At 59.8% G+C, this 25,288-nt stretch carries 25 protein-coding genes; 5 read left to right on the forward strand and 20 right to left on the reverse strand.

Annotated features, from left to right (window positions below):
- Position 1: 1 nt before the first annotated feature.
- The gene (locus tag WI560_RS19880; protein WP_375304529.1) at positions 2-328 is read right to left on the reverse strand and encodes an NIPSNAP family protein; all 327 of its coding nucleotides are present in this window, start codon (positions 326-328) and stop codon (positions 2-4) included.
- Positions 329-1,022: 694 nt separating this feature from the next.
- Between WI560_RS19880 and WI560_RS19885 the strand changes: the two genes are divergently transcribed.
- A complete protein-coding gene (locus WI560_RS19885) occupies positions 1,023-1,937 on the forward strand; it encodes an aldo/keto reductase (protein ID WP_375304530.1) in 915 nt (304 codons plus the stop codon).
- Between the two features lie 88 nt (positions 1,938-2,025).
- Complete coding sequence (locus WI560_RS19890) at positions 2,026-2,796, forward strand: enoyl-CoA hydratase (RefSeq protein ID WP_375304531.1); 771 nt, start codon at positions 2,026-2,028, stop codon at positions 2,794-2,796.
- A 72-nt stretch (positions 2,797-2,868) separates the two neighbouring features.
- Here WI560_RS19890 and WI560_RS19895 read toward each other — a convergent pair whose 3' ends face one another.
- The 12 genes from WI560_RS19895 to WI560_RS19950 form a co-directional block, all read right to left on the reverse strand.
- Positions 2,869-3,204 carry a hypothetical protein gene (locus WI560_RS19895; protein WP_375304532.1) on the reverse strand — a complete coding sequence of 112 codons (336 nt, stop codon included), beginning with the start codon at positions 3,202-3,204 and terminating at the stop codon, positions 2,869-2,871.
- Positions 3,205-4,259: 1,055 nt separating this feature from the next.
- Positions 4,260-5,237: a LysR family transcriptional regulator gene (locus WI560_RS19900; RefSeq protein WP_375304533.1), complete on the reverse strand. Its 978-nt coding sequence runs from the start codon at positions 5,235-5,237 to the stop codon at positions 4,260-4,262.
- Positions 5,238-5,314: 77 nt separating this feature from the next.
- On the reverse strand, positions 5,315-5,716 hold the full coding sequence (locus WI560_RS19905) for a nuclear transport factor 2 family protein (protein ID WP_375304534.1): 402 nt from the start codon (positions 5,714-5,716) through the stop codon (positions 5,315-5,317).
- Between the two features lie 633 nt (positions 5,717-6,349).
- On the reverse strand, positions 6,350-6,772 hold the full coding sequence (gene rnk / locus WI560_RS19910) for a nucleoside diphosphate kinase regulator (protein ID WP_375304535.1): 423 nt from the start codon (positions 6,770-6,772) through the stop codon (positions 6,350-6,352).
- A gap of 1,125 nt (positions 6,773-7,897) precedes the next feature.
- Positions 7,898-8,797, reverse strand: coding sequence for a universal stress protein (locus WI560_RS19915; protein ID WP_375304536.1), 900 nt, complete (start codon positions 8,795-8,797; stop codon positions 7,898-7,900).
- Between the two features lie 182 nt (positions 8,798-8,979).
- Positions 8,980-9,108 carry a hypothetical protein gene (locus tag WI560_RS19920; protein WP_375304537.1) on the reverse strand — a complete coding sequence of 43 codons (129 nt, stop codon included), beginning with the start codon at positions 9,106-9,108 and terminating at the stop codon, positions 8,980-8,982.
- A gap of 344 nt (positions 9,109-9,452) precedes the next feature.
- A complete protein-coding gene (gene mnhG / locus WI560_RS19925) occupies positions 9,453-9,800 on the reverse strand; it encodes a monovalent cation/H(+) antiporter subunit G (RefSeq protein WP_375304538.1) in 348 nt (115 codons plus the stop codon).
- Positions 9,797-10,078: a K+/H+ antiporter subunit F gene (locus tag WI560_RS19930; protein ID WP_375304539.1), complete on the reverse strand. Its 282-nt coding sequence runs from the start codon at positions 10,076-10,078 to the stop codon at positions 9,797-9,799. Before WI560_RS19930 ends, mnhG begins: the two co-directional genes overlap by 4 nt.
- Positions 10,075-10,563, reverse strand: a complete 489-nt coding sequence (locus tag WI560_RS19935; RefSeq protein ID WP_375304540.1) for a Na+/H+ antiporter subunit E — start codon at positions 10,561-10,563, stop codon at positions 10,075-10,077. Before WI560_RS19935 ends, WI560_RS19930 begins: the two co-directional genes overlap by 4 nt.
- On the reverse strand, positions 10,560-12,113 hold the full coding sequence (locus WI560_RS19940) for a monovalent cation/H+ antiporter subunit D (RefSeq protein WP_375308873.1): 1,554 nt from the start codon (positions 12,111-12,113) through the stop codon (positions 10,560-10,562). The genes WI560_RS19935 and WI560_RS19940 overlap by 4 nt, the downstream gene beginning before the upstream one ends.
- Positions 12,114-12,172: 59 nt before the next feature.
- Entirely contained in the window at positions 12,173-12,514 is a 342-nt protein-coding gene (locus WI560_RS19945; RefSeq protein ID WP_375304541.1) for a Na+/H+ antiporter subunit C, read from the reverse strand.
- Positions 12,514-15,435: a monovalent cation/H+ antiporter subunit A gene (locus tag WI560_RS19950; protein ID WP_375304542.1), complete on the reverse strand. Its 2,922-nt coding sequence runs from the start codon at positions 15,433-15,435 to the stop codon at positions 12,514-12,516. Before WI560_RS19950 ends, WI560_RS19945 begins: the two co-directional genes overlap by 1 nt.
- A 750-nt stretch (positions 15,436-16,185) precedes the next feature.
- On the opposite strand from WI560_RS19950, the gene WI560_RS19955 reads away from it, so the two are divergent.
- The 3 genes from WI560_RS19955 to tal all read left to right on the forward strand — a co-directional run bounded on the left by WI560_RS19955 (position 16,186) and on the right by tal (position 18,787).
- Complete coding sequence (locus WI560_RS19955) at positions 16,186-16,677, forward strand: GreA/GreB family elongation factor (protein ID WP_375304543.1); 492 nt, start codon at positions 16,186-16,188, stop codon at positions 16,675-16,677.
- Between the two features lie 251 nt (positions 16,678-16,928).
- On the forward strand, positions 16,929-17,186 hold the full coding sequence (locus WI560_RS19960; protein WP_375304544.1) for a hypothetical protein: 258 nt from the start codon (positions 16,929-16,931) through the stop codon (positions 17,184-17,186).
- A gap of 515 nt (positions 17,187-17,701) precedes the next feature.
- A complete protein-coding gene (gene tal / locus WI560_RS19965) occupies positions 17,702-18,787 on the forward strand; it encodes a transaldolase (protein WP_375304545.1) in 1,086 nt (361 codons plus the stop codon).
- Positions 18,788-19,125: 338 nt separating this feature from the next.
- Here the strand turns inward: tal and WI560_RS19970 are convergent, their stop codons facing one another.
- The 7 genes from WI560_RS19970 to WI560_RS20000 all read right to left on the reverse strand — a co-directional run bounded on the left by WI560_RS19970 (position 19,126) and on the right by WI560_RS20000 (position 25,265).
- On the reverse strand, positions 19,126-19,629 hold the full coding sequence (locus WI560_RS19970) for an NYN domain-containing protein (protein WP_375304546.1): 504 nt from the start codon (positions 19,627-19,629) through the stop codon (positions 19,126-19,128).
- 61 nt (positions 19,630-19,690) lie between these two features.
- Complete coding sequence (ctaD, locus tag WI560_RS19975; protein WP_375304547.1) at positions 19,691-21,310, reverse strand: cytochrome c oxidase subunit I; 1,620 nt, start codon at positions 21,308-21,310, stop codon at positions 19,691-19,693.
- A gap of 340 nt (positions 21,311-21,650) precedes the next feature.
- Complete coding sequence (locus WI560_RS19980; protein ID WP_375304548.1) at positions 21,651-21,890, reverse strand: hypothetical protein; 240 nt, start codon at positions 21,888-21,890, stop codon at positions 21,651-21,653.
- A gap of 105 nt (positions 21,891-21,995) precedes the next feature.
- Complete coding sequence (locus tag WI560_RS19985; protein ID WP_375304549.1) at positions 21,996-22,730, reverse strand: ABC transporter ATP-binding protein; 735 nt, start codon at positions 22,728-22,730, stop codon at positions 21,996-21,998.
- Entirely contained in the window at positions 22,727-23,461 is a 735-nt protein-coding gene (locus tag WI560_RS19990; RefSeq protein WP_375304550.1) for an ABC transporter ATP-binding protein, read from the reverse strand. Before WI560_RS19990 ends, WI560_RS19985 begins: the two co-directional genes overlap by 4 nt.
- On the reverse strand, positions 23,458-24,405 hold the full coding sequence (locus WI560_RS19995; protein WP_375304551.1) for a branched-chain amino acid ABC transporter permease: 948 nt from the start codon (positions 24,403-24,405) through the stop codon (positions 23,458-23,460). The genes WI560_RS19990 and WI560_RS19995 overlap by 4 nt, the downstream gene beginning before the upstream one ends.
- Positions 24,402-25,265 (reverse strand): branched-chain amino acid ABC transporter permease, encoded by an 864-nt coding sequence (locus WI560_RS20000; RefSeq protein WP_375304552.1) that lies wholly within the window; start codon positions 25,263-25,265, stop codon positions 24,402-24,404. Before WI560_RS20000 ends, WI560_RS19995 begins: the two co-directional genes overlap by 4 nt.
- Positions 25,266-25,288 lie beyond the last annotated feature (23 nt).

Genomic DNA, 25,288 nt, shown 5'->3' on the forward strand with positions numbered 1-25,288 from the left:
TTCACTGGAGTACCAGTCCGGCCATTGTGGGCGAGAGGACCGAAATAAATTGATTCTTGAGCAGCGGCCCGTTCTTCTCGGTCTCCTCCTTCACCTTGGCCCATTCCGGATCGGCCGCGAATGCGTTCCAAGCCTTCTTGCGAGCCTCCTCGCTCGGAAACCTGGTCATGTATGTAAATCGACCGTCCTCCGCAGGAGCGACAAAGGCACCTACCAGCTCAATGCCATGCCGCGGGAAGAACTTGGATGCCACGACACTGATGAAGCGATCCCTCATCGCGGCGGCCTTGCCCTCGGCCGCTTCGTACGTACGAATTTCGTAGATCACAGCTGGTTTACCTCCGAAGGTGAAATGCTGCTCCACACGCAGGAAAGCCTGTGGCGGGGCCTAGGATCAAGCCTTTATTTGCACGATCGTGCGATTCACTTTAACTGGCCGTCCCCGACAGATCAACGGCGTCGCACTCTTCAACCAAAAAATATTAGTACGATCGTGCGATTTTATCTTGTGTGGCCTTCGCCGGCCTGTTAGAGGTTCGCTGCTCGCGAAGCCTAGCGTCTTCGCGCTTGCGCCTTTACGGGCGTTTCCTCCCTAGACTCGGCCGATTTCGTCATTCGAAATCGGCCTTTTTTGTCGCCCGCAGGCCTCGGCACGGAATAGGCGCTCCCCCCGCCCTTGGAGCGCTGCGGCCCCACCGTGCTCGACCACTTTCGTCAAACAAAATCGAGCGAGCGGGAACCGTCCAGTTTCAGTTCAAGGACGAAGTCGAAGCCTTCGACGACCGCAACGAAATCGGGATCTGACGGCGGAGCCAAGTTCTCCGCAAGGCCAGGCCTGCTGATCTGCATACCAACCGGGCAAGCGATGAAGGCAAGGGCCTTTGTTCTCGATGTGGGTCGATATTCGCGTGGAGGACGAGCTTTGCAACCTCGCACGTTCGTGCAATCATGATCAGTGAGTAGCGCCATTGCGACCCGAGCGGTCGCATCATATGGGCCGAACGTCTTCGAGGTGGATTACAATGACTGGTATTGAACGCCGAGTACTCGGCCGCACGGGCCTATCAGTAACAGTGCTCGGATTCGGAGCCATGGATCTCGGCGGCCCTCCCGCCGCCAATGAAATCTCGGATGAGGATGCCGGACGGGTGCTCAACACGGTACTCGATTGCGGGATCAACTTCATCGACACTGCCGTCTGTTACGGCACGAGCGAGGCCCGTATCGGCAAAGCGATATCACATCGGCGCAAGGAATTTGTCCTGGCCACCAAGTGCGGCTGCGTGCCAGGCCAACCGATGAGCGCTCCTCACATCAATTCGGCCGCAAACATCCGCGCGGGTGTCGAACACAGTCTCCGCACGATGCGGACCGACTATCTGGACATTGTACAGTTTCATCACAGCCTGAATAAAAAGAGCTGGGAGATCGACGGCGCCTTGAGCGAACTTCTGAAGATGAAGGCGGAAGGCAAGCTTCGCTTCATCGGAGTTTCCGGGGTCTTTCCAAATCTCATAGAGCAGGTGGATTCAGGCGTCTTTGACGTCTTCCAAGTCCCCTACTCCGCCGTACAGCGCGAGCACGAGAACATCATCACAAAGGCGTCTGAAACGGGAGCCGGCATCATTATTCGCGGTGCCGTAGCGCGAGGCGCTCCGTTGGACTGGAACAAGAGATACTACATGATGTCGGGCGAGGAAATGAGCGGCCGATGGGACGGAGCGCAACTCGACGATTTCATGGAGGACATGCACCGGATGGAATTTATGCTGCGTTTTGCGTTAGCCCTGCCAGCGTTAGACACCGCCATCGTCGGCACGAAGACCGTTGATCATGTGCGGGACAACGTCGCGGCGGCGCTCAAAGGTCCTCTCCCGGAAGATGTGGTCAAGGAGGCAAAGCGCCGGCTCGAAGCTGCGGGCTCGAAGCCGGTCTAGTTTCGGGCGCCTAGGGTCCCACTGGCACTCTCATACAACCATCTGGTCCGCAGCGAGCGACGCGCGTGCAAGCAGGAGCACAGCCCTCATGAGCAACACACTTCTGGTCGAACAAGACGGCCGCGTTGTCGTACTTACGCTGAATCGGCCCAACAAGCTGAATGCGCTATCCGCCGAGATGCGCAAATCGCTCCATCACAAACTTATGGAAATCGATGCTGATCACCGCGTGGGAGCCGTGATACTAACCGGCGCGGGCGAACGAGCCTTCACCGCGGGCATGGATTTGACCGAGGCGTCAGAACGCGGGGGCGAGGTCATGGCTCCGGATGAGAATCCCGTTGTTGCCATCGAAAAATGCCGCAAACCTATCATTGTGGCGGTGAACGGGTTGTGCATCACGGGAGGCATGGAGTTGATGCTCGCATGCGACGTCGTCATTGCATCACGTACGGCCCGGTTCGCGGACACTCATGTTCGCGTGGGGCTGATGCCAGGATGGGGCATTTCCCAGCGTCTGTCCCGCCAGATCGGGCCGCAGAGGGCCAAAGAAATCAGCCTATCGGGCAACTTTGTGGACGCTCAACGTGCCTTCGATCTCGGCTTGGTCAATCGGGTGGTGGAGCCCGGGGAGTTGCGAACTGCGGCGATGGCGCTTGCACGCGACTTCGTCGGCGCCGATCAGCAGGTTGTCATGGAGTATAAACGTCTCATCGACGACGGGTTCAAATTGCCGCTGAGCGAGGGACTTCAGCTAGAGCGCGAACGAGTGCTGGCGTTCAACGCTACTTTATCGCCGGATCATTTCGAGCGCGCGAAGGAAAGCGCGGCCGTCAGAGGTCGAAACCAGACGGGTTGACGACGAAAGTCTGCCGTATTCTGCGAATGCCGTGGCACCGGGCGACTTCCTTGCCAGTCACCCGAGCGCAAGCTAGCCGCCTTCGTCATTTTCGGCCCACCGGTCAAAACCGGCATGGCGATCCCCGGTCGGCTGGTTCAGGAGCCCACCCAGCCTGAGACCTTCTAGAATGCCTTCGAGCCGCTGTTCACGGAACATCGCAGCGAGCAGCACAACGGCCTCCCTCTGCTGAACGCTAAACCGGACGTCAGGCGACCGCTCTGACAGGAACTCTATCAGGCTCCGCGCTATCGCGGTATGATGGCGCAAGATTGAGACAGCTTCTTCCGCGTGGTGAGTCTTCAGAACCCCGCTGCGTGACGAGCTGGACGCGAACTCGCCCTTCGCCGACTCCGGGATCGATTCCAAGATCAGCTCGGACTGTCTCTTCGCCGCCATGGAGAGTATGAATGCCGCATCCGCGAGTTGGTCCCGCGGAAGAGATCTCAGCTCTGCGATGCGGGTGTCAATGGCTCTCCCAGATTCCTCGCTGCGTTCATACCATTGTCGCCGCCCACGGGCATCGAGTGAGCGTGAGCGCCCCTTCCGCCTTCCAAACATCGCTCTCTTCTCCGCGGCACGATATATCGTGCTAAAATGCTCACATGGAAGCGCAAAATGGATTCGGCCCGATCCTTGCTGCGGCACCCAGACAGTTAAGATCATCGTGAATCGCGGCGCCCAATTCTCGATTTGGCAGTGGATGCTGAAAGGATGAAATGCCGGAGCTCCGCGACTTCATAAAGCCTTAGATCGGAAAGCCCTCCGGCTTGCAGATATGGGTGTGACCGAAGGAGTGCCAGGGTGTTCTCGATTGCGGTTCTGGGCTGCGTAGCGCGGCACGCCGTCGCCGCCGGCATGGACGTTGGGATAGTAGCCGCTGGCGTATTCTCCTCCTTGGTGGCAAAGCCAAGCGGACAGTAGCCCCGGCCTGTGAGATGATGTTGGCAAACGACGTTCGTCCCGTTTCGATTCTGACCGCCTGTTAGGCGGTCGCGGTCAGCCCGCGCAAGCTAGGCTATTGCTTACAGGAGTTGCTCGGCACCAGCCCGATGCATTATTGGCGCACGATGCGGGTCAATCGTGTGCGCCGCGACCTCAAGCGCTACGATGATCCGCAGGCCGCGTCTACGACATCGCGGCGCGGCACGGTTTTTGGCACTTCAGCCAGTTCTCGCTCAACTACAAGCGTCACTTCTGCGAGCTGCCGTCGGAGACGCTGCGGCGGGCACGAGCGGCGCAGCGACCCGTGTGAATGCGGTAGTACCGGAGCATGCCGGTAATTTGCTCGCTCTTGTGGTTTTTCGAACGCGCCGGCATCGGTGATCCAGAATCTCCTCGCGGCAGCCCTACAGGAGGCGTTCGCCCTGGCTCGTTCGCGTGCCTCGCGCCGACGTTCACGGCGTTCGCGCCGCCGACGTGCTTCAGGCCTGATGATCTCCCCCTACCAAGGGCTGATCACTCGCGTCGTCCACCGCCCGTTGCAATGCGCCGCATAGGCCCGCCATGAGCTTTACCCCGGTGGCATTCAGCCTACGACCGATCCGGCTGACCACGAAGAGCTTCGTGCTTGCGAGTTCCTCACAGGCGATAGGGGCAGCAACGAGAGTGCCTGATGCGATTTCTCGCGCCGCGAGTATTGGAGGCAACATTGCGATGCCTACTCCCGCGACCACAGAGTCAATGACCGTTTGCAACGAGTTGGAGGACAACGCGACCTGCAAGGACACGCCTTTGTCACGAAATACGGAACTCAATATCTCGGTTATCCGATGATTCGAGCTGGGAAGTACAAAGCGCTCCTTAGATATTTCGACGAGCGAAACTGATCGGTTTGCCCGCAGCAAGGGATGTTGGGGCTTTCCAATAAGGCAGATCGGCTGGACAACGGAGCCTTGCACGCGCAATCTGATATTGTCAGGGAAATCGAGAAGGATTCCGATTTCAGCAGTGTCGTCCATGACCATCCGCTGCACCTCACCGGCAGATGTTGCGACAACGTCCAACATGAACTCGCCGTGTCCGTCACTTATCGATCTGATGGAACTCAACATCCCTTCGGTAAGAAGCCCGTCACCCACTGCCAATCTGATTGTCCCGGTGGCCGAGTTCCGCATGTCGGCCAAACGAGAAAGCAGAACCTCATACTCTTTTACCCGGGAATCGTAGTATGCGACCACGGCCATTCCGGCCTCAGTCAACTGCATTTTGTGCGTGCCTCTTTCGACGAGGTCGATCTTGAGATCACGCTCGAGTTGGCCGATCTGACGACTGATCGAGGACGGCGCGACACCGAGAACATCCGCAGCAGCCCGCATCGAACCGTGCCTGGCCGCAAGCGAGAGATAATGCAGCCTGTAGTCCTGGACGCTTATCGCATGAGTGCGAGAGATGCCCGGCAATCAAGTCCCCCTAAGAGCGCGCTCCAAGCAAAGGCGATATGGCGCGTGGCGATTATGCTCAAGCGTCAAACGATGCACTATATGGCATCACCGGACAAGATGGCGGTTTCCATTCCGAAGAAGCAGTCCCGCTCCACGAACCAGCTTTCATCGACCAACTTCCAGATCATAAGGCCGCGATGGAGCTCCACGCTTCCGTCCATAAGTACATTCGTGTTGGAGATGCTCCCGAAAGCGATCTCTCCATAGACCACCGGCGGCTCGTGTTCGATCGTAATCGTTCTGTAGAATCGGGTCGCCTCCTCGAACACCGCCGCAATTGCGGCGCGCCCGCGCTGCGGAGGAAGGTTTTGCCCCTCGAGAACCGCATCCGGGGTGTAGAAGAGAGCGACCATTTCCGCGATCTGGCCGGACTCGAACATTTGACCAAATAGCGTACATTTTACCTTGATGATCTCCTTCGCCGAGACATGAGCCATCGCGTCCACCTGCTAACCTTTATCCACATCGCTAATGCGTGCAACGCCCAGTACCGATCGTCTCACCTCCCGAATGCTGATGCTACCGCAGCGGTATCGAGGAATTCCTCAAAAGTCGATTGTTCTGGCCGTCGTTTAGTGAGGCCGGCGTCAGGCATCGTGCTCAGTCATAGTGGCAGACATAGATCTTCCGCACGGTCTCATAGTTCGGCTGATGCGACTGCATTCACAAAAGCCCACGCTCCTCGTCCGCAGAATAGCCATCCGTTCAAGCGGCGCGAATAGGTCGCATGCGCGCCGAAAACGTCCCGGCTCGCGCCGCCGCTAAGCCCATCCAATCGCGAAGAAGTCCTTTGTCGTACCTCGAATGGGAGGCCCGCCGCCGAAGTTGTTCAATTGTATCGTCGGGATAACAGTGCTCAAAGTCTTCGCGGATCAAGCTCTCAAGAAAGTCTCGAGCTTCGTCCGTTGGATCCACGTAGTGGTGGGAAGTACTCAACACAGTGTTGTCACCCGTCTCTGTTTATAGCGTTCTAGTTTCGAGCGCCGAGCGCAGACGTTATTGATTCCGCGGGGCGCCGAATAAGCATGCCCCGCGGTGTTTCATCGCGATTACCAGTGCCCTTCGGTGCCTCAGGCAATTTGTGGCCCCCCGACCTCAAGGACCGTCAATCGCCGGAGATCGCCGGTCCGCGTCTCCCAAGTGATCGAGTTACCGGCACTAAGGCCAATCAGTGCGGCACCGACGGGCGTCAGGACGGAAATCCTTCGTCGGGAGATGTCCGCATCGTCCGGATAAACGAGCGTCGCGGTCCGAACGGTCCCGTTCGAGTCGTCCCGGAACCGTACTTCAGAGCCCATGCAAACAGTCTGTGCAGGATGACCATCCGCAAGCACGTGTGCCCGCTCCAACTCCTCGGTTAGTACAGAGGCGACATCAGGCATTTTGTTCTCCGCTGCTCGCGCAAGCAGTGACAGCCGTTTGTAATCATCGGCTGTGAGCGTAATCGGCGGCTTGATCTCGCTGCGCATCGTGTTAGCTGATGTTGTTGACATCGTTCTGTTCTCCGTTTTTCGTTCGGGTGGTGGCCCGACAAGATCGCCTTGGGCCGATTCAGGCCGCAGATTCTGCTTTGTCTGGTGATGTGGCTCCCGTCGCGCGCCAGTTTGATTAGAGCTCGGCCGCAAAATGAAGCGGCCAGAGCTTCTGGGCCGATCTGGACTGGCGGATTCGGGTGCTCGGACTTGATTCATACATCGGACACCTACGCCCTATACGTACGGCGCGGTCCGATATGCTTGCAGGCGTTTTGGGCTCGACCGAACGCGATGCGCTTTAGTTTGCCTGCTGGGAGCGCCCCGAGCTCGGAGCGGACAAGCCCGCTGAGCTCGGGGCTATTCTCGCGCGATCGGGTAACCTGCGAGACACAGGCGCTGAAAGAATGCTGCGAAGCTCAACATGATAAAGTTCAAGTGGGCATTGCTGGCACAAAGTCAAATGCGACATTTCGTCAGGAACGCATAGCGCGTCAAGAAGAACACAAGACCCTTCCCAGAGATGATCGCAGTCACTCACTCGTCAAGCGCCAAAGATTCCTGCACCGAAAACACGTCCTCCTGCTGGGCGATCAGTACAGCAAGGGCTATGCCTGCCACGCAGTTTGCGCCCCACCGGCACGCCAAATCCAGGTGAGCAGCAGATGACGGCGTGGCCTGCCTTGCCGCGCGCTTGCGGCAAACATGCTCCACGGGCAGTATTCAGAGCCCTTCCGAAGCAAAAACCTCAATTCCGCTCGCTTTTTGGTAGTACCATGTGCGTTTGCCACGAAGTTCTCTGGCACAAAAACGGCCGATCGCCTGCTAAACGCGGAGATTGATAATGCCGAAGGAACACGAAACATCCGAGCAGCGAGAAAAGCGAGAGCTGGACGAGGAACTGGACCGGCAACTGCGGGACACTTTTCCGGCCAGCGATCCCCCAAAAATCACGCGACCAGCCAAACGAACCCAACGAAAATCATCTGTTCGCGACACTGGGCGAAGCCGCCGCTGAGCCATTTCGGATGGACGCGGTGCATGGCGATCCGCGGACATGGGAATGCCTGCGGACACCATGCTTGCTGTGTAGGGGATTCCGCGCCTGGCGCTGGAGACCTGCACGGAGAACTCCCGATCGATCCGTCACGCCTCAGAAGAGGCAGCCGTGGCCACCTTTGGAGGTCTGAGGTCATGGCGTGTGGGAGGAACGATAAGAACGTCCACGTTCACGGACCGCAGAACTTCTTCTGTGACGCTGCCAATCAACGCTCGGAGCAACCCAGATCGGCCGTGAGTACCCATTACAAGCATGTCCGGCCGCTTTTCCGCAACCGCACGCGCGATCACCTGCATGGGAAGGCCCTCGTCGACCCTAAGCGACCATCGGTGGGGGCCGAACTCATTGGCCACGAGAAAAGCGCTCATTTCCTCCATCGTCCCGTGGCGCTCGCTATCGACATATCCACTGATGATATCGGAGCTCGCACCAGAGCTGAGCAATCGTCTCTTAGCCACCGGCGAGAAGGCGTGAAGAAGCGTCGCTCCGTCGTCCAACAGCCCGGCGGACAGACCGAAGCGGATCGCGTCGGCCGATGTCTCAGACATGTCGACCGGCACCAGAACCCGTTCGTACTGCCGCTGCGCTTCGTTGTTCACCATGAGCACCGGATACTTTCCTCCGCGAATGACACGCTCGATAGTGGTCCCTGTAAAGATATCGCGCGGAAACTGCTTGCGATGGGCGCCCATTACGATGAGATCGGCACCGACCGCGGCGCTCGCGCGCAAGATCCCGTCGAAGGGGTGCCCCCTGATCACGGTCGCATGACAACGCGCGTCAGGCAGCTCGGGCATGGACCCAATTTGCTCTGTCAGCACCCGCTGAGCCTCGCACTCTTCCATGTGGACCAGATCGGCAGGCAGGTCTTCATCAACGACGTGAACAAGGTGCAGCTCGGCACGGCGGGCGCGAGCCAGAAGGCCCGCTTGACGCAAAGCGCGATGAGAACGCGTAGAAAAATCCGTCGCAGCGACGATGATCATGTCAGAACCCTTATATTGGCCAGCCACGCAGAGGCGATCCCGGCAAGGCGGCGATTTGATTGCTTGAAAGCCGGCTCATGGCCCGGCCACACACAGGCGGCCCCGAGATCCGCAGCGCAGGAGCGTGTCGCGATCGATGACCGTGCGCGCGGCAGCGCAAGGTGACAAAGCAGCTTTCAGCGTCACCCTTCAGGGTGATGCGGAATCCGCGGAGGCCGGCGCGCGAAGGCTGCGCGGAAATCGTCGGGATCGTAAATCCAGATGAACAGAATCCACGAGGTCAGGACGAGCAGCGCCAAAAAGACGGACATGAAGAACTCCTGGCTTGGTCAGAATCGTTGAGTTGCCGTGCCCGGGCGATACGAAATCGCCCGGGTCACATGCCGATTTGCAGCCGGTTCTCCTGAATGTCTGGTCGCACTTTGGTCATCAGGTCCTCTATTTGGAATGCCGCAGAGCTTCGAGCGACATCCGCAAAATCAGGCCGCCGGCAAGGGCCGACGATCGGCCGGCTGAAGTCGCGGCGAACGTGCACGCAGCTCAGCATCATGCCTAAAATGGATTTAAGCATGCGCCGCGGAAGATCAATTGCGACATTTAGCCGGCCTTGCGCGGCGGCGCTCCGTCTGGAACCGGCGCGTGAGCAGCTCCCGGCCTACCTATCCTGTGGTTCCGCCGGCTGTGCCCGTTCGGCGGTGTCACGAAAGCGGGCTGCGCCGACGAGAATGGTCAGCGCGATCGGGGTGGTCACGATACCGAGTACGACGATCAGGATTTCGTGCAGCACCGGTCTGGTCTGCAGAACCGAGAAGCAGATCATCGAAGCGGCGGCGATGAAGACGGTGCCGAGAGTCGTTCCGAGCGTCGGCGCATGGACCCGCTCGTAGAAGGTGCCGAGCCGCAAAAGGCCCAGCGAGCCGATCAGCGTGACGGCAGCGCCTGTCAATAGGAAGACCGCAGTGAGTACGGCAGCCCAAGGCGGCAAGTGCTCGATGCCGTTCATTCGATCACCTCGCCGCGAAGGAGGAACTTGGCCAAGGCAACCGTACCGACAAAGCCGAACAGGGCCATGGCCAGAGCCGCCTCGAAATAGAGCGCCTCGCCCGTTCGAATCCCAACCGTCAGAAGCAACAACATCGCGTTGACGGACAACGTGTCGAAACCGAGAACGCGATCCTGCGCGCGCGGTCCGAGGAAGATGCGCAAAGCGCCGCAGCCGATCGCCAATCCCAGCAACACCTGCGCGACCAGGAGCGAGCAGGTCAGCATGAGCTGGCTCATTCGAATATCTCCAGCAGATGACGTTCGTAACGGTGCTTGATCGTGCGGACCCACTCCTCTTCATCGACAAGGTCCAGAACGTGGATGGTCAGCGCCCCTCTTTGGGCGTCAAAATTCACCCACAGAGTCCCTGGGGTCGACGTAATGATGCAGGCGAGTGAGGCCAGTCCATACGGGTGGCGTATGTCGAGGGGAATCTCCACAAAGCCCGGCGCTCGTTGTCGCCGTCCAAAGCCGAGAACGATCCGCCCCACCGCTAGATTCGAGCGGACGATGTCGACGGTGACCAGTGCCAATAGTCGCAGAATGACGCCGGGTCGCCTGACCCGCAGGCTCGGTAATTCCAGTACGGTCAGAATCCGTCCGCCGACGAGCGCGACCACGCAGCCAAGCAGGATGTGCCCGAGGGTGACCGCTTGATTGAGCAGCAGCCACAGCGCGAGCAGGCAGACGCTGACAATGGGAAAGGGCAGCAAGCGTGTCATTTGCCCTCCCCTTGTCGGCTGCTAGAGCCGGTGTCCAGTACGTCGCTGATGTAGTCAGCCGGCGAGTGGAGGGAATGCGCCGCGGCCTGCATGAAGCGGATCACGGGACCCGCCCAGACGGTTTGCGCAGCACAGATGAACAACAGGAACATGATCGGCGCCATCTCGATCACGCGCACGCGCGGCACAGTGCGATCGGGCGAGGCCCAGAAGATGCGGATCCCCGCGCGTGCCATCGCGACCAAGGTCGCGAAACCCGAGAGGATCAGCACCGCGAGGAGAGCCCATCCGCCGCCGGGGATGGCCCCGCCCGGCTGGTCGGCTGGATGCAGCGCCGCCACGAGCAGCGCGAATTTGGCGATAAATCCGGACAGCGGCGGCAAGCCGGCGATAACCAGCGCACAGCCGATGAAAGCGACGCCGAGCAATCCCATGGTGGCCACGATCGCGATGCCCACATCTCCGTCGGCTTCGTCTGTCTCGACCTCCTCCCCATAAGCTTCCCGCGTGACAGCGATCATGTCCGCTCCAGGTTCACGGCCGCGCTCGATGAGCTCGACCAAGAGAAAGAATGCGCCGATGCCGAGCGTCGAGCTGACCAGGTAGAAGAGCGCTCCACTGGTGACGCCGACCTGTCCCATCCCCGTGGCGGCGAGCACCGTTCCAGAGGATATAAGCACCGAGAAACCGCCGAGCCGGGCGGTGTCTTGCGAGGCCAGGGTGCCGATGGCTCCGAACAGGACCGTTGCCAAGCCGGCCAACAACAAGAACTCCCTGCCGAAGCCGGCCGATGCGCCGGCGTCCTCGCCGAAAAGCAATAGCGACAGGCGCAGCACGATATAGACGCCGACCTTCGTCATGATCGCGAAGATCGACGCCACCGGCGGACTTGCGGCGGCGTAGGCGGTCGGCAGCCAGAAGTTCAAGGGCCACATTCCCGCCTTGAGCAGGAAGGCAATCGCAAGCACGCCCGCACCTGCTTCAAGCAAGCCGCGGCTCTCGGCGGCGATCGCCGGCACGCGTGCCGCGAGATCCGCCATGTTGAGCGTTCCGGTCACGCCGTAGATCAGGCTGACCCCGATCAGAAACAACAGCGAGGCGGCGAGGTTGACGACGATGTAATGCAGCCCTGCCTTCACCCGTGCAAGGCCGGATCCGTGCAGCAGAAGGCCGTATGAGGCCGCCAGCAACAACTCGAAGAACACGAACAGGTTGAAGAGATCGCCCGTGAGGAAAGCGCCGTTCAGGCCCATCAGCAGGAATTGAAACAGCGAATGGAAATGCGCGCCTGCCCGGTGCCAGCGTGCAAGGGAGTACACAACTGAGGCCAGCGCGAGGATATTGGTCAGCAACAGCATTAGAGCCGACAGCCGATCGAGAACGAGGACAATTCCGAACGGCGCAGGCCAATTGCCCAGACGATAGACGTCGCTCGTGCCGGTATCGGAGATTCCGAGCAGGATCGTGGCGATGCAAACGAGGGCAACGGTTGCGCCGACGTTGAGGCCGGCCACGATCCACCGGTGCCTCTCACCGTTGAGCAGCAGCATGCCGGCACCTGCCAGCAGGGGCAGGAGGATCGGGGCAATGATCAGACCAGAGGCGCCGCTCACGCTTCCGGCTCCTGGCCGTCGACATGATCGGTCCGGGCGAGGCCGCGGGATACCAGCAGCACCACGAGGAAGAGCGCGGTGGTCGCGAAACTGATGACGATTGCAGTCAGTACAAGCGCCTGCGGGAGCGGATCGGCATACCGCGCAGGATCTCCAGCCTCCTTTGCGATGAGCACCGGAGCCCCGGCCCGCACTCGCCCCATGGCCACGATGAACAGATTGACCGAGTAGGAAAGCAACGACAGCCCGATGATAACCTGAAAGGTGCGCGGCCTGAGGATCAGCCAAACGCCGGACGCCGCGAGCGTACCGATACCGATCGCGAGCACGCACTCCATCAGACCAGTTCCTCCCTCGATGGCTCACCGGCCAAGCCTCGGCCGCTCTGAGGCGGAACCGCGTAGCGACGCAGCGATTGATGGGCGATCGCGATGAGCATCAGCACCGTGGCGCCGATCACGAGTGAGAACACGCCGACGTCGAAAAGGAATGCGCTCGCCGTGGGGACGCGGCCGACCAGCGGCAGCTCGGCATACGCAAAGTACGAGGTCAGAAACGGATATCCGAACACGCAGGCGGCTGCCCCCGTGCAGCCAGCGAGCAGAAGTCCAATCCCCATCCAGCGCACCGGCATGACGTGCAGACGAGCTTCCACCCATGTCGTGCCGCGAGCCATGTACTGCAGGATGAACGCGGTCGCCATGGCGACACCGGCCACGAAGCCTCCGCCCGGAAGATCGTGCCCGCGCAACAGCAGGAAGACCGCTACGACCCCGATCACGGGAAACATCAGCCTCATCATCAGCGCCGCCGTCTCCGTCGTATCCTTGGCGGTGTCCCCCTTCTGTCGGTCGGGATGCGCCTCGTCGTGGCTGTCCTGGGCGTGCTGCTGTTCGGGAATGGGGATGCTCTCAGGCGCCGGACGGAAGCGGCGCAACAGCGCATAGACGGTGAGCGCAACGACGGCGAGAACTGTGATCTCACCCATTGTGTCGAATCCGCGGAAGTCCACCAGGATGACATTGACCACGTTCGTTCCGCCACCCTTTGTATAGGCGTTTTCGACGAAGTAGCGCGAAATGCTGTTCGTATCGGGATGCTGCAGGGCTGCAAACGCGAGCGTCGCCAATCCGACGCCGACGGAGAGCGCGATCGCGAAGTCACGCACGCGGTGCCATCGAATCCTGCCGGCTGGCGCTTCCGCCCTGGCCGGGGCGATACGTTTTGGCAACCATCGCAAGCCGAGTAGCAGGAGCACTGTCGTGACCGTCTCGACGACGATCTGCGTCAGGGCCACGTCGGGAGCCGATAGCCATACGAAGGTGACGCAGGTCACGAGACCGGCAGACCCGAGCAGGATCAGAGCGACGACACGATGAAACTTGGCCTGGATCGCGGCGCCGACCGCGCAGGCGGCGCCGACCGTCCAAAGCAAAACGAACGCAAGGTCGAATGTAGTGCGCAGGGGATCCGCAAGCGGGACGCCGCGCGAATAGAGCGGCAGCAAGGCAGAGAGGAACGCTGTACCGGCCAGGACTCTCAATTGTGGCTGGAGACGTCTCGTTCCGAGCTTGCTCTCGAGCCAGCGTGCGAGACGCCAGGATAGCGTCACCATCGTCCAGTCGAAGATCTGCTTCCCGCTGAAACGGCCGAGCAGGGGCGGCCCCTCGTTAACGAGAAGGTAGGAGCGCAGTATCACATAGACGCCGACGCCACCAACCATCGCCAGGCCGCTCATCAGCAATTCGGGCGTGAAGCCGTGCCAGATCCTGAGACTGTACTCCGGCATGTTGGAGCCGAGCACGGCGCCAGCGGCGGTGTCGAGGACCGGTGCAACGGTCAACGCCGGAGCGATGCCCACCACGACGCATGCAAGCACGAGAAGCTCGGCTGGAAGCCGCATCAGGAGGGGCGGCTCGTGAGGCGTGTGCGGAAGGCCGACGGGGGCGGGACCGAAGAACACGTCGCGAATGAACCGGAGAGAATAGGCAACGGTGAAAGTGCTTGCCGCAGTGACGATGTAGGGAAGCGCCTTATCGACGAATGAATTGTCATGGACTTCGATTGTCTCGGCGAAGAACATCTCTTTCGAGAGGAAGCCATTCAGCAGCGGCACGCCGGCCATCGATCCGGCCGCAACCATGGCCAGCGTCGCGGTGATCGGCATGAACGCGTAGAGACCGCTCAGGCGCCTGATGTCGCGCGTGCCGGTTTCGTGGTCGATGATGCCGGCAGCCATGAACAGCGAGGCCTTGAAGGTGGCGTGGTTCATGATGTGAAAGATCGCCGCGATCTGCCCGAACGGCGTGTCCAGTCCGGTCAAGAGCGTGATCAAGCCGAGATGGCTGATGGTCGAGTAAGCCAGTAGGCCCTTTAGATCCTGCTGGAATACCGCGAGAAACGCGCCCAGTAAAAAGGTGACCAGACCGGCCGATCCTACCAGCCACAGCCATTCGTTCGATCCGCCGAGCGCGGGCCAGAGTCTGACCAAAAGAAACACGCCCGCCTTCACCATCGTTGCCGAGTGCAGATAGGCGGATACGGGAGTCGGAGCAGCCATCGCGTGCGGCAGCCAAAAATGGAAGGGAAATTGGGCGCTCTTGGTCAGGGCGCCGAGCAGGATCAGCACGAGCGCGGGGACATAGAGCGCGTGCGAACGGATCGCCTCTCCTGACGTCAACACCTTGTCAAGGTCATAGCTGCCGACGATGTGACCGACCAGCAGCACGCCGGCAAAGAGGCAGAGTCCGCCACTCGAGGTGATCACCAGCGCCATCCGTGCACCGTCCCTGGCGGCCGCATTGTGATGCCAATAGCTGATCAGCAAGAACGAAAACAGGCTGGTCAGCTCCCAGAAAAAAACGAGCTGGATCAGATTGCCGGAGAGCACGATCCCCAACATCGCCCCCATGAAGGCGAGCAGGAGAGAAAAGAACCGCGGAACGGGGTCGCTAGGCGACATGTAATAGCGGGCGTACAGCACCACCAGAAATCCGATGCCGGTCACCAACGTGGCGAACGACCAGGCGAAGCCATCGAGTCTCAGTGCGAACGAAAGCCCAAGTTCGGCAACCCACGCCGTGCGCCAGCCGACGACCCCGCCGTGCGTCACGCTCGGATAGGCCACAGCAATGATGCAAAAGGCTGCAAGTGCAACTCCTCCGGCGAGCCATGCCGCAGCATTGCGGGCATGGACCCGCAGGAGGGCCGCAATGAAGCTTCCGACGAAAGGAAGGACGAGAACGGCAAGGAGGAACATGCCTTCGCTGCCCCAGCTGCTAGGTGGACAGTATGTATTCGCGACCCAGCTTGCTTAGCCGAGACAGACGCACATCGCCACTGTAAGGTTGGACGCCGTTGTGCGAGGTCGACCGGCATACCCGGGGCCAAGGCCAGCACTCGTTCACAATCGAACGGTTCAGATCCAATGAGGAAAAGTGCCAACCAGGGCAGCAATTGCGCCCGCCAGAGCGCCAAAAAGCGCGTACAATCCGCAGAGCGCGATCACCCGCCAGCCGTTCAGCACAACGGCCTCGCCGTTTTTGGGTTCACTGAACTCTGAGCGGCGTCGCATGTCGTGGATGCCATTCGTTGTTCCACGCGGGTGGGTACAGCCCAATATAACGACGTGCTGCGGAATTGCGGCTCACATTCACGTCAAAGGCCGGCCCGGCCCTGTTCAGGCGACAGAACGTTAGGGTCCTCAGATGCGGACCGACATACTGTTCAGCGTACTATGTGCGTGCACTTGTGTATGGCCGCCGCCTACTTCACCCAGCAGGGGTTTCACTCGGCTTCAGTGCAAGCGACTGCGCGGTTTCGCCGCAATGTCGCCGACGGGCTAAGGACACCATATTAGTTGTACTATGGCTTATAGCATCGACATTGATACGCGCGCGGCGCGCTTTGATCTTCACGCCGGTCTCCTTCATGCAGGCGGTTAGCCGGACGGTGTGCGCGCCGTCCGGGCTCTTTTCCAGCTTTCGTGATCTCCACCCGAGAGATCGAATTGAAGCAGAAGGAGTTTGTCATGCTGCCTCTTCCAAAAATCGCGCTCACCGCATCTGACTATCCACGGCTTGAACAGCTCGCCCACATTGCCGCCCGACAAGGAGACTTGGACGGGATCTTCCTTATGGGTGAGATCAACAGGGCCGAGATCGTACCCGAAGAGTCGGAGGATCTCCCCTCATTCGTGACCATAGGATCGTGGGTCACCTACTACCCCAACTGGGGCGTTCCTCCGCGAAGGGTCCAACTGGTCTGGCCCGAGGAGTGTCAAGCGGATCTTGCCCGCATTTCAGTTTTGACACCGCTAGGTGCGGCTTTGATCGGGCTTCAGGTCGGCGACCAAATGCCATACTTCGTTGCCGGCTGTTTGAACGTTGTCAGGGTGCAAAACGTGGCCCAGTCAGACGCCAAGGCAGTGCCACTCCTGCCCAAGGCGTCGCGTCGGCAGAGCAAGCCTCTTGATGATGACCCAGGACCATCTGCGGCATAGGAGAGATCAATCGCCAATTTCGAAGCCGAAAAGCGTCAGCGGATCGACTTCGAGTCACCCGGCAGGCGCAAAAGAGATCTAACCGTTCTGTCGGTTTCGGATGACAGCCAGATAGGTCGGTCCATCGGCGACGCTGGACCCACCATACGAGCGCGGCTTAGAGCCACGGTGTTTCCTCGTAAATGCCACGGATCAGTCCGGCCGCATCAAACTTGCAGCCCACGCAAACCTCGAAAGAACGGGAGCAGGATATGAGGAAGACTAAAGGCGCAGAAATCGCTCTGTTGACCATTCTAACAGCCATATTGTTGCTCACCGGCGCTGGAGCTCTTATCACGTGGGGAGCGACCACCGGTGTGGAAATCGGAAAGCATGGCTGGATAGCCCTTGGCCTCGGAACATTCTTCTCCATGCTAGTCGGTTGCGGGCTGATGGCGCTGATGTTCTTCAGCAGTCGCAGCGGTCACGACGATATGGCGGACCCCTTCCGTCGGACAGAGGTCAGATAATCGCATCGTGCCCTCATGACGGCCGAACAGTCGCCGGTCGCCGTAGCGGTTGCCCGTGGCACGCAGCGCCCGATCGTACTTCCTACCGGCTACGCCTGCGCTCTTGAGCAGCCACCAGTCGGGGCTGTTGCAATTGCCTTGCATGCACTGACTTTGCTGATCGGGTGCCAACTAATGAACGAGTTTCAGAGACATGGTATTGACTATTTTGTTGTGCCGCCGCTCTGTCCGCTGACCGAAACGCCGTATTAAACAGTGGCCGCTCGAGCTGCGATCGAAGGATGCAAGTCCATCCGCACTTATCATCTTTTCTGAGGTTGACGCGCAATATTTATCGCTTGTCAAAGGCGGACAAGAGACAACACTAACGGCGCGACGTTAACCGCGGTGTTTGGATATCTGAGGTGCTTCGGTGTGAACAGCGGCGTCATCCAATCCCGTCGCCAGACGACCGGAGCACATCCGTCGCCTCGCGCCGCGTCTATGCCCGTCGCATTCAACACGGAGGTAGCGCGATGAATCCGACAAGAACGCTTCACGATTTCGGTCAAAGCTTGTGGCTCGACAACATCACTCGCGATTTGCTCAACGATGGCACTCTGCAACATTACATCGACGAGCTCTCGGTGTCTGGTCTCACGTCGAACCCCGCAATCTTCAATCATGCGATCAACAACAGCACAACCTATGACGTCGACATTTCCCGGCAAGCGTTGCCGACAAAATCGGTTGAGGATCTTTTTTTCGATCTGGCCCTTGCAGATTTGACCCGCGCCGCCGAGCTATTTCAACCTGTTTTCGCCCGGACAAATGGGATCGACGGCTGGGTGTCGCTGGAAGTCTCGCCCGCCTTAGCTCATGACAGCGGCAAGACCGTCGAGGCGGCGCTCGAGCTTCACCGGCGTGGCGGCAAGCCCAACCTGTTCATTAAGATTCCCGGCACTGCGGAAGGGCTGCCTGCCATCGAGGCGGCTATCTTTGCCGGCGTTCCCATCAACGTCACGCTGCTTTTTTCGCGCGAGCAATACGTCGCGGCTGCCGATTCCTACCTGCGCGGCGTCGAGCGGCGCATCGCGGCGGGGCTGAATCCGGCAGTGGCCTCGGTTGCCTCGCTCTTCGTCAGCCGCTGGGATGTCGCAGTCGCCGGCAAGGTTCCGGGCGCGCTGACAACCCGGCTCGGCATAGCCGTCGCTCAGCGGACCTACAAGGCTTATCGAGAGTTGTTGGCCTCCCCGCGCTTCCTGCGCGCCGCCAACGCCGGCGCACTACCTCAGCGCCTGCTATGGGCCAGCACCGGCACCAAAGATCCGCACGCCCCCGATATCCTCTACATCAAAGCGCTCGCGGCACCTTTCACGATCAATACGATACCGGACGCTACCCTCAAGGCCTTTGAAGACCACGGCGAGGTCGACACGGCCCTCGATCCTGACGGAGGAGACTGCGAGAGGGTTCTCGCCGAATTCCTGAAGGCCGGCATCGATATCGACGTACTCGCTGCCAAGCTGCAGAACGACGGCGCCCAGTCTTTCGTCAAGTCTTGGAAAGATTTGATGGGCCGTATCAACTCCAAGGGGATCGCGATCCGCAAAGCGAGCTGACGTAGACGGTTATAACCGTACACCAGGCTTTGCGCGGGAGCATTAGGCCGGCCACCCACGCCATGCCCCGCCTTTCTATAAAGCTGCAGCCTATCCCGTGCCCGTGCGCGGCGCCGCGGCTCGATCGGCGATTGCGGTCCCGCAAGATCTATTCAGGCGCCGCTTGTATCTCGCCACTCTCGCGCATCGCGTGGAGTGCTATTCACGCAGACCTTTACCTTTACGCCGATTTCCGCCGCACTCGCGGGTTGCCAGCGGGGGCATTTCAAAGCCCCGAAAATTACTTGGATATTTGCATCGAGTTTGCGCTGCTAACTCTCGCCATTCGTCCACCGCGTCTATCTCTGGATTGAATTCCTTAGCGTTGCTAATTCGAGGAACGCGTCTGCTTGCCGCCTCAGCTCTTCGGATGCCATCGCCGGTGTGGTCTGTACACTCGACACGACCGTGACTCTGACCCCCAAACGCTGAACCGCCTCGACGAGGGCACGAAAATCGCCGTCGCCAGAGAAAAGGAACAGTTCATCCACTCGCGGGGCGATCTCGAGCGCGTCAATGGCAAGGTCCATACCAATGCTGCGCCTCGACCTCCTACCCTCATCCTCATGGCGCTTGATCAACTTCATACGGACGGTGAACCGATTGACCTCGAGCCAGTCAGTGAGACGCTGAACGTCGCCGGCCGCGCTTTCTCTTATCGCCAAGTAGAAGTAAGAACGGACAATGCTCCCGGATTTTTCGAATTCGAGCAACAATCTTTTGTAGTCGATCTCGAAGCCAAGGCTTCTGGCCGTCCGATCCAAATTGGCTCCATCGATGAAGAGCGCTCTTCGTCCTGTCATGCCTCTTGCTTCCGCGGCGATATGAGCCGCCTGCTTCTTCGCGCCAACGTGCGCAGGGTCCCTAGTGATCTCCCGAAATCCGAGGCAATACTTGGAATTGGTGGAACGGCGGCGGAGACGAAAGCGTCCACTCTAGCGTAGTCGCGCCGAGTCCCCACGGGTTGCTCGCTGCCCTCTCTTTCCGGACGAAGGCATACACCATAGTTGCGAAGAACGTGATCAGTCCGGCGGCGGAGAGATAGGATCCGATGGAGGCAATCTGATTCATGCCGCCGAATGCGTCCGGATAGTCTGCGATTCGTCGCGGCATTCCCGACAATCCGAGAAAATGCATAGGGAAAAACGCAATGTTGACGCCGACAAACGTCAGCCAGAAGTGCAGTTTGCCCAGGGTTTCCGAAAACATGTATCCGGTCATCTTCGGAAACCAATAATACCAGCCTGCAAAAATTGCGAACACGGCGCCAAGCGACAGGACGTAATGGAAATGCGCAACGACGTAGTAGGTGTCCTGCAGCGATCGGTCGATGCCTGGATTGGCAAGGACAACGCCGGTAACTCCTCCGATCGTGAACACGAAGATGAATCCGATTGCCCACAGCATGGGCGTCCTAAAGGTTATCGATCCACCCCACATCGTCGCTATCCAGGAAAAGATCTTAATGCCCGTCGGCACAGCGATAACCATGCTGGCCAAGGCGAAATACGCCTGCGCGCTGCTGGACATGCCGACGGTGTACATATGATGGGCCCAGACGAGGAATCCGATGACCCCAATCGCAAGCAGCGCATAGACCATCCCGAGATAGCCGAAAATCGGCTTGCGGCTGAACGTGGATACGACGTGGCTCACGATGCCGAAGCCGGGCAGAATCATGATGTAGACCTCGGGATGACCGAAGAACCAGAACAGATGCTGATACAGGATCGGGTCTCCACCGCCTTCAGGCGCGAAGAACGTCGTCCCGAAATTGCGGTCGGTGAGGAGCATGGTGATGGCACCAGCCAATACAGGCAGCGAGAGCAACAACAGGAAAGCCGTAACGAGGACCGACCAGACGAACAGCGGCATCTTATGCATCGTCATGCCGGGCGCTCGCATATTGAAGATCGTCGTGATGAAGTTGATCGAGCCGAGAATCGACGACGCACCCGCGAGATGCATCGACAGGATCACGAAATCGACTGCCGGTCCCGGATGACCGGCGGTCGACAACGGGGCGTAGAGCGTCCACCCGGTGCCGGCGCCGTCTGATCCAGGCGCGCCCTCGACGAACATCGAAATGATGAGCAGAAGAAACGACGCCGGCAGCAACCAGAATGAAATGTTGTTCATGCGCGGAAACGCCATGTCCGGCGCTCCGATCATGAGCGGCACCATCCAGTTGCCGAATCCGCCCATCATCGCAGGCATGAGCGTGAAGAAGATCATGATCAGGCCGTGGCCTGTCACGAATACGTTGTAGATATGGGGGTCTGTGAAAATCTGCAGGCCGGGAAGCTGCAATTCCATCCGAATCAAAACCGAAAAGGTTCCGCCGATAAAACCGGCACATATGGCGAGCACGAAGTACATCGTGCCGATATCCTTGTGGTTAGTCGAATAGAGATAGCGACGCCAGCCGCCCGGGCGTCCCTGCCCCCCATCGTGCGCGTCACCGACTGTCGACATGGTTGTCATCGCCAATTCCGATCAAGCTTGGAACGCTAGACCTGCTTGCCTCACGACCTTCAAAGCAAGTGGTTGCATCTATCTTCCATCAGAGCGCCCGAGCGGCAATGGATTTTAATTGCAGCTTAAATGCATGATTCTTGATCGTTGAAATTCGCGTCCTTCTTCCAGGCCGACATCAGAGACGTTGCGGTCCACGGTCCATTTGCATGGCGCGATGTCACATGTGGCTCTCTGGCGATTGAAGACTTGGGCCAAAGGAGCGGGACCAGCCTCTTCGCCGGCAGCGGAGCGCCATGTCCGCTTCAGACCTTAGCGAGCCTTTGCGCCCGCCGCCCGTGTCACTCGCCTAAGATCGCCAGGAAGGCCTCGAGTATCTGGGAACCACCACCGGATACATCTCGTGGACCTTCCGAAATTCGCGTGCGATCTCTTCGTAGCCGACTGCGTCGAGGAAGTCGCAGATCACCGTTTCGGCGCTACCGTGCACGTTGCAGCCGTCGTTGCTCCGTTGCAGCGATTTCAGTTTAGCGATCGTGTCCTGCTTGATGACGGTATGCTCGAATTGCGGCTTGGGCAAAACCGGCATTTCAACGTACTCCCCTTTCCGGCATGGCACGAAACTATCTCTCCACCGCCCCTTCGCATCGAATCGACCTTCCTCGATACGGTCCTTCCGTCGCAGGCCGATGTCTCAAAGCCCGAGATAAGCACGTCGGACTTCTGGATCGTCGATGAGCTGCTTGGCGGACCCGCTGCGAGCGATATGGCCGCTTTCCATGACGTAACCTCGGTCGGCAACCGACAGAGCCAGATTGACGTCCTGTTCGACCAACAGAACTGTCACGCCCTCGCTGCGGATCGCCACCAGCGCATCGATCAACTGCTCCACGACTACCGGTGCCAGTCCCAAGCTCATCTCGTCGATCATCAAGAGGATCGGAGCGGCCATCAATCCGCGGGCCATCGCGCACATCTGCTGTTCGCCTCCCGATAAGCTGCCGGCAAGCTGACGCCGGCGTTCCGCCAGGCGCGGAAATAGAGAGTACATTCTGTCCAGATCTCGGCTTATTCCGGACCTGTCCGCGCGTACGAACGCGCCCATCAACAGATTGTCCCGTACGCTCATGCGGTCGAAGAGCTGACGACCTTCAGGAACCTGTACGAGGCCGGCTCTAAAGGCACCGTCGGACGTCATCGGCAAGAGGTCCTGGGAATTGAAGTTCATGCTGCCCTGGCAGGGAAGCACGCGCGACAGCGCGCGCAGCAGAGTGGTCTTGCCCGCCCCGTTGCTGCCGACCAGCGTCACGACCTCGGCCGCGTAGATCTTCAGGGTTACGTCCTGCAAGACCGGCATTCCGCCGTAGCCCGCACTTACCCCGCGCACGTCAAGCAGCGGGACCGCTTTGGCTGCCGGGTCCAATTTCATGCCCGCCTCTTGCCGAGATAGGCCTCGACGACCGTTTGGTTCGACAGAACGCGGCCTGGATCGCCCTCGGCGATCTTCACGCCATGATTCAGCACCAGCAACCGATCCGACAGACTCCTGATGGCCTTGATGACGTGCTCGATGACAAGGACGCTGATCCCCTCATTGCGAACTTTGCGGATCACTTCGATCACGTCTTCGATCTCGACCTGATTGAGACCCGCCATGACCTCATCGCACAGAAGAACCTTCGGCTTCATTGCCAACGCCTTTGCCAGCTCGAGCCGCTTGCGGCCGGGCCCCCCCAATTCGTCGGCGCGCTGATCGATATTTTTGGCGAGTCCGACGAAATCCAACTGAGCGCGGGCCTGCTCGCGGGCTTTCGACATTTGGGCCTGTCCGCCTCCCCGTCCGAACAGTGCCCCCACGGCGACGTTGTCCAGAACCGATAGACCGGGAAAGGGACGCATGATCTGAAAGGTGCGGCCTATACCCAGTCTTGCACGGCGATATGCAGGCAAGCGAACAATGGACCTTCCTTCGAAGAGGATGTCGCCGGAGCTGGGAGCCAGCGTTCCGCTTATCAGGCTGACCAGCGTGGATTTGCCTGCACCGTTCGGACCGATCAGGCCGAGGATCTCGCCGCGCAGCAGCATGAAGCTGACGTCGTCGACGGCGACCAGCCCCTCAAAGCGTCGGGTGACGTGGCTGATTTCGAGCATCACCGTCACAGTTGGTGGCTCCGAATATTTTCGGCGAAGTAACGCCAGCCCGTGCTGCGAAAGCGCCGCAGCATGTCGGCCAGGCCGCGCGGCATCAAGACGACCGCGACGACGACCACAACGCCGAAGAACAGGCCCGCGAGACTGGTGATCTCGCTCGACAGAAGCTCGGAAACCGCCGAAAGCGAAAGAGCCCCGACGACGGGGCCGAAAACCGTCCCGGGTCCGCCAAATACCGCCATGATGATCATCTTGACGTTCAGGCCGATATCGAACGCGCTTTCCGGGTCGATGAACGTCACCCAGTAGGCGTGAATGCCGCCCGCCAGCGCGCTGAATACACCCGAGATGGCAAAAGCCACGGTTTTGTAGAGGGTCGTATTGACACCCATCACCGCCGCGCCTTCCTCATTTTCGCGGATGGCGATCAATCCAAAGCCGAAGCGGCTGCGCGTCAGCCAGTAGACGGTCAGAGTCGCGAGCACGAGCAGCAGCAGCGACAACTCGTAAAACAGCGGGTCGTTGTTGAGGGGCGGCAAGACGAGTCCGATGTTCCGCCCGGCCAGTTTCACGTTGGAGACGATCGCGGCCATGACCTGGGCGAGCGCCAGCGTCGCGATCGCGAAGTAGTGCCCCCGCAGCCGCAGCACCGGTATCCCAATGAGCACGGCAAACACGGCCGCAAGCGCCGCGCCGAACAGGAGGCCGACCCCGAAAGGCAATTGCCACTGCACCATCGCGATGGCCACGCCGTAGCTACCGAGCCCGTAAAAAACCGAATTTCCGAAGGAGGCATAGCCCGCATAGCCCCCAATGACATTCCAGCCTTGCGCCAGAACGGCCAGAAGCAGGGCATTGATGCCAAATTGGATGAGCACGTCCGAACCAAACCACGGCACCGCTGCCAGGACGGCAATCGCGGCCAGAAGTAGCATGGTGCGTGCCGCCTTCATGCCGCTTTCCCGAGCAGACCGTTGGGGCGAACGATCAGCACCAACACCAGCACGCCGAAGCTTGCCACGTCGGAGAAGGTCGATCCGATATAGAGTGCTGTCAGGGACTCCAGGACTCCCAGGAATAAGCCGCCGACGATCACACCGAGCGGATTGTCCAGTCCGCCTATGATCGAGATGGCAAAGGATTTGGCCGTCAGCGCCGCGCCGATATAGGGATTGATTTGCGACACCGTTCCGTAGAGGCCTCCGGCGGCGCCAGCCAGCGCAATCCCGATTCCAAACGTCATGGCGTAGAGGTGCCGGGGCTCGACGCCGTACAGCCGGGCCGCGACCAGATTTTGCGCGGTGGCGCGGATCGCACGTCCGAGCCGTGTGCGCAGCAAGAAGAGCCACATGCTGACGGTCAGCAGAATCGCAATGCCGAACGCCAGAAGACGCGACACCGGCAGTACCACCGTTCTCAAGGCGATGCTGTTGCCGGCATAGGACGGGTTGATCGTGCGGAAGTCGGCTGAAAACGCCAACTGAGCCAGGTAGGTGAGCACGACCTCGATCCCGAAGGTCACCAGCAGAGTGTTGAACATCGGCGCGCTGACAATCAGGTTCAAAAGGCCTCGTTGCACGCCGTATCCCACCGCGAACATCACCACGGCAGTCAGCGGCAGCCCCAGAAACGGGTCGATCCCGGCATAAGTGTACAGGTACCAGGACATATAGCCGCCGAGCATGATGAACGCGCCATGCGCGAGGTTGACGATATTGAGCACGCCCCAGACCAGGGCGAGACCGAGCGCCATCACAGCGTACAGACCGCCCAGGAGCATTCCGTTGACAAGAACTTGCGCGAGCAGGTCCACATCTTCCTCTTCTCAGCCGAAGG

Origin of the sequence: Bradyrhizobium sp. A11, from assembly GCF_042077125.1 — a bacterium.
In the GTDB taxonomy this organism is placed as follows: domain Bacteria; phylum Pseudomonadota; class Alphaproteobacteria; order Rhizobiales; family Xanthobacteraceae; genus Bradyrhizobium; species Bradyrhizobium japonicum_B.

Coding starts and splice junctions, on each gene's coding strand:
- WI560_RS19885 (WP_375304530.1), top strand. CDS start 1,023: ATGACTGGTATTGAACGCCGAGTACTCGGCCGCACGGGCCTATCAGTA.
- WI560_RS19890 (WP_375304531.1), top strand. CDS start 2,026: ATGAGCAACACACTTCTGGTCGAACAAGACGGCCGCGTTGTCGTACTT.
- WI560_RS19905 (WP_375304534.1), bottom strand. CDS start 5,716: ATGGCTCATGTCTCGGCGAAGGAGATCATCAAGGTAAAATGTACGCTA.
- rnk (WP_375304535.1), bottom strand. CDS start 6,772: ATGTCAACAACATCAGCTAACACGATGCGCAGCGAGATCAAGCCGCCG.
- WI560_RS19915 (WP_375304536.1), bottom strand. CDS start 8,797: ATGATCATCGTCGCTGCGACGGATTTTTCTACGCGTTCTCATCGCGCT.
- WI560_RS19920 (WP_375304537.1), bottom strand. CDS start 9,108: ATGTCCGTCTTTTTGGCGCTGCTCGTCCTGACCTCGTGGATTCTGTTC.
- mnhG (WP_375304538.1), bottom strand. CDS start 9,800: ATGAACGGCATCGAGCACTTGCCGCCTTGGGCTGCCGTACTCACTGCG.
- WI560_RS19930 (WP_375304539.1), bottom strand. CDS start 10,078: ATGAGCCAGCTCATGCTGACCTGCTCGCTCCTGGTCGCGCAGGTGTTG.
- WI560_RS19935 (WP_375304540.1), bottom strand. CDS start 10,563: ATGACACGCTTGCTGCCCTTTCCCATTGTCAGCGTCTGCCTGCTCGCG.
- WI560_RS19940 (WP_375308873.1), bottom strand. CDS start 12,113: ATGCTGCTGCTCAACGGTGAGAGGCACCGGTGGATCGTGGCCGGCCTC.
- WI560_RS19945 (WP_375304541.1), bottom strand. CDS start 12,514: ATGGAGTGCGTGCTCGCGATCGGTATCGGTACGCTCGCGGCGTCCGGC.
- WI560_RS19950 (WP_375304542.1), bottom strand. CDS start 15,435: ATGTTCCTCCTTGCCGTTCTCGTCCTTCCTTTCGTCGGAAGCTTCATT.
- WI560_RS19960 (WP_375304544.1), top strand. CDS start 16,929: ATGAGGAAGACTAAAGGCGCAGAAATCGCTCTGTTGACCATTCTAACA.
- tal (WP_375304545.1), top strand. CDS start 17,702: ATGAATCCGACAAGAACGCTTCACGATTTCGGTCAAAGCTTGTGGCTC.
- WI560_RS19970 (WP_375304546.1), bottom strand. CDS start 19,629: ATGACAGGACGAAGAGCGCTCTTCATCGATGGAGCCAATTTGGATCGG.
- ctaD (WP_375304547.1), bottom strand. CDS start 21,310: ATGACAACCATGTCGACAGTCGGTGACGCGCACGATGGGGGGCAGGGA.
- WI560_RS19980 (WP_375304548.1), bottom strand. CDS start 21,890: ATGCCGGTTTTGCCCAAGCCGCAATTCGAGCATACCGTCATCAAGCAG.
- WI560_RS19985 (WP_375304549.1), bottom strand. CDS start 22,730: ATGAAATTGGACCCGGCAGCCAAAGCGGTCCCGCTGCTTGACGTGCGC.
- WI560_RS19995 (WP_375304551.1), bottom strand. CDS start 24,405: ATGAAGGCGGCACGCACCATGCTACTTCTGGCCGCGATTGCCGTCCTG.